Source organism: Staphylococcus edaphicus (genome assembly GCF_002614725.1).
Taxonomy (GTDB): Bacteria; Bacillota; Bacilli; order Staphylococcales; family Staphylococcaceae; genus Staphylococcus; species Staphylococcus edaphicus.
On sequence record NZ_MRZN01000037.1, the window covers coordinates 1 to 3,304 of the forward strand.

The window sequence follows — 3,304 nt, forward strand, 5'->3', positions numbered from 1 at the left end:
CCTGGCAACGTCCTACTCTTGCGGAACGTAAGTCCGACTACCATCGGCGCTAAGGAGCTTAACTTCTGTGTTCGGCATGGGAACAGGTGTGACCTCCTTGCCATTGTCACCAGACAATGAAATGTATGAAATTATACATTCAAAACTAGATAGTAAGTAAAATATGATTAAACCAAACAAAACATTTTAAAATTTGATTAAGTCTTCGATCGATTAGTATTCGTCAGCTACACATATCGCTATGCTTCCACCTCGAACCTATTAACCTCATCATCTTTGAGGGATCTTATAACCGAAGTTGGGAAATCTCATCTTGAGGGGGGCTTCATGCTTAGATGCTTTCAGCACTTATCCCGTCCATACATAGCTACCCAGCGATGCCGTTGGCACGACAACTGGTACACCAGAGGTATGTCCATCCCGGTCCTCTCGTACTAAGGACAGCTCCTCTCAAATTTCCTACGCCCACGACGGATAGGGACCGAACTGTCTCACGACGTTCTGAACCCAGCTCGCGTACCGCTTTAATGGGCGAACAGCCCAACCCTTGGGACCGACTACAGCCCCAGGATGCGATGAGCCGACATCGAGGTGCCAAACCTCCCCGTCGATGTGAACTCTTGGGGGAGATAAGCCTGTTATCCCCGGGGTAGCTTTTATCCGTTGAGCGATGGCCCTTCCATGCGGAACCACCGGATCACTAAGTCCGTCTTTCGACCCTGCTCGACTTGTAAGTCTCGCAGTCAAGCTTCCTTATGCCTTTACACTCTATGAATGATTTCCAACCATTCTGAGGAAACCTTTGAGCGCCTCCGTTACTCTTTAGGAGGCGACCGCCCCAGTCAAACTGCCCATCTGACACTGTCTCCCACCATGATAAATGGTGCGGGTTAGAAATCCAACACAGCGAGGGTAGTATCCCACCAACGCCTCCACGTAAGCTAGCGCTCACGTATCTCAGGCTCCTACCTATCCTGTACAAGCTGTGCCGAATTTCAATATCAGACTACAGTAAAGCTCCACGGGGTCTTTCCGTCCTGTCGCGGGTAACCTGCATCTTCACAGGTACTATGATTTCACCGAGTCTCTCGTTGAGACAGTGCCCAAATCGTTACGCCTTTCGTGCGGGTCGGAACTTACCCGACAAGGAATTTCGCTACCTTAGGACCGTTATAGTTACGGCCGCCGTTTACTGGGGCTTCGATTCGTAGCTTCGCAGAAGCTAACCACTCCTCTTAACCTTCCAGCACCGGGCAGGCGTCAGCCCCTATACATCACCTTACGGTTTAGCAGAGACCTGTGTTTTTGATAAACAGTCGCTTGGGCCTATTCACTGCGGCTCTCCTGGGCGTTAACCCTAAAGAGCACCCCTTCTCCCGAAGTTACGGGGTCATTTTGCCGAGTTCCTTAACGAGAGTTCGCTCGCTCACCTTAGAATTCTCATCTTGACTACCTGTGTCGGTTTGCGGTACGGGCACCACAATTCTAGCTAGAGGCTTTTCTTGGCAGTGTGAAATCAACGACTCGAGGAAACAATTTCCTCTCCCCATCACAGCTTGATCTTAAGAGTGCCGGATTTGCCTAACACTCAATCTTACTGCTTGGACGTACAATCCAATCGTACGCTTCGCCTATCCTACTGCGTCCCCCCATCGCTTAAAACGAATTATGGTGGTACAGGAATATCAACCTGTTATCCATCGCCTACGCCTATCGGCCTCAGCTTAGGACCCGACTAACCCAGAGCGGACGAGCCTTCCTCTGGAAACCTTAGTCAATCGGTGGACGGGATTCTCACCCGTCTTTCGCTACTCACACCGGCATTCTCACTTCTAAGCGCTCCACATGTCCTTGCGATCATGCTTCAACGCCCTTAGAACGCTCTCCTACCATTGTCCTTACGGACAATCCACAGCTTCGGTAATATGTTTAGCCCCGGTACATTTTCGGCGCAGTGTCACTCGACTAGTGAGCTATTACGCACTCTTTAAATGATGGCTGCTTCTAAGCCAACATCCTAGTTGTCTGGGCAACGCCACATCCTTTTCCACTTAACATATATTTTGGGACCTTAGCTGGTGGTCTGGGCTGTTTCCCTTTCGAACACGGACCTTATCACCCGCGTTCTGACTCCCAAGTTAAATTGATTGGCATTCGGAGTTTGTCTGAATTCGGTAACCCGATAAGGGCCCCTCGTCCAAACAGTGCTCTACCTCCAATAATCATCACTTGAGGCTAGCCCTAAAGCTATTTCGGAGAGAACCAGCTATCTCCAGGTTCGATTGGAATTTCTCCGCTACCCACAACTCATCCGCTCACTTTTCAACGTAAGTCGGTTCGGTCCTCCATTCAGTGTTACCTGAACTTCAACCTGGTCATGGGTAGATCACCTGGTTTCGGGTCTACGACCAAATACTCAACGCCCTATTCAGACTCGCTTTCGCTACGGCTCCACATTCACTGCTTAACCTTGCATCAAATCGTAACTCGCCGGTTCATTCTACAAAAGGCACGCCATCACCCATTAACGGGCTCTGACTACTTGTAAGCACACGGTTTCAAGTTCTATTTCACTCCCCTTCCGGGGTACTTTTCACCTTTCCCTCACGGTACTGGTTCACTATCGGTCACTAGAGAGTATTTAGCCTTGGGAGATGGTCCTCCCGGATTCCGACGGAATTTCTCGTGTTCCGTCGTACTCAGGATCCACTCAAGAGTGAACAAACTTTCGACTACAGGATTATTACCTTCTTTGATTCATCTTTCCAGATGATTCGTCTAATTTGTTCTTTTGTAACTCCGTATAGAGTGTCCTACAACCCCAACAAGCAAGCTCGTTGGTTTGGGCTCTTCCCGTTTCGCTCGCCGCTACTCAGGGAATCGATTTTTCTTTCTCTTCCTGCGGGTACTAAGATGTTTCAGTTCTCCGCGTCTGCCTTCAGATATGCTATGTATTCACATATCGATAACACGACATAACTCGTGCTGGGTTTCCCCATTCGGAAATCTCTGGATCAAAGCTTACTTACAGCTCCCCAAAGCATATCGTCGTTAGTAACGTCCTTCATCGGCTTCTAGTGCCAAGGCATCCACCGTGCGCCCTTAATAACTTAATCTTTTTTGACTTTCAACACGAACAAGTCGGTTGAAAACCCAAAATGTTATTAATCTGTGAGTGTTCTTTCGAACACTAGCGATTATTTCTTTTTTTGAATTCAAAGCTTGTTAAAAAACTCTAATTCACTCGGTTTTGCTTGGTAAAATCATAAATTTTACTTACTTATCTAGTTTTCAATGTACAAAA

At 48.0% G+C, this 3,304-nt stretch carries 2 rRNA genes; both read right to left on the reverse strand.

What is annotated here, in order from left to right:
* Nucleotides 1-114, reverse strand: a 5S ribosomal RNA gene (gene rrf / locus BTJ66_RS13395); the annotation flags it as partial.
* A 79-nt stretch (nucleotides 115-193) separates the two neighbouring features.
* Nucleotides 194-3,116: ribosomal RNA gene (locus BTJ66_RS13400) — 23S ribosomal RNA — on the reverse strand.
* Between the last annotated feature and the right edge of the window lie 188 nt (nucleotides 3,117-3,304).